1 protein-coding gene is annotated in these 529 nt (G+C 53.5%); it reads left to right on the forward strand.

Annotated features, from left to right (window positions below; genetic code table 11):
- Positions 1-62 precede the first annotated feature (62 nt).
- Positions 63-529: IS3 family transposase (locus ACLD1Y_RS31615; protein ID WP_429481549.1), on the forward strand; the 467-nt coding region annotated here is incomplete at its 3' end.

The raw sequence follows: 529 nt of genomic DNA on the forward strand, positions 1-529 counted from the left end.
CTGGGATTACCAGCCGGCAACGCAGGCCACATAAGTACAAGTCCTCAGGCACTGAGTCTTTGGTGGCTGAACATGAGCTGGAACGTGAGTTTTACGTCGCAGACATCAACAAGGTCTGGTGCGCGGACATCACCTATATCCAACTCGGCAAGCGCTGGCTCTATTTTTCTGTGGTGCTGGATCTGTTTGCGCGTCGAGTGGTGGGATGGTCGTATTCACTGGTTGCCGATGCGACGCTGGCAAGTGAGTCACTGCGCATGGCTGTTGAACTGAGAGGGCGACCAAAAGGTGTGATGTTTCATTCTGATCAAGGCTGCCAGTACACCAGCCATAAATTCAGGGCTGAACTGCAGGCGCACGAGCTGAAACAGAGCATGAGTCGAAAAGGCCAGTGCTGGGATAACGCCCCGATGGAACGTTTTTTTGGCAGTTTGAAGTCCGAATGGGTACCCGAGGGAGGTTATAGCTCTGAGTACGAGGCCCAGGTAGACATCAACCGATATGTGGCGCGATACAACAGCGTAAGGCG

This window comes from Pseudomonas sp. 18175 (assembly GCF_050432925.1).
GTDB lineage: Bacteria > Pseudomonadota > Gammaproteobacteria > Pseudomonadales > Pseudomonadaceae > Aquipseudomonas.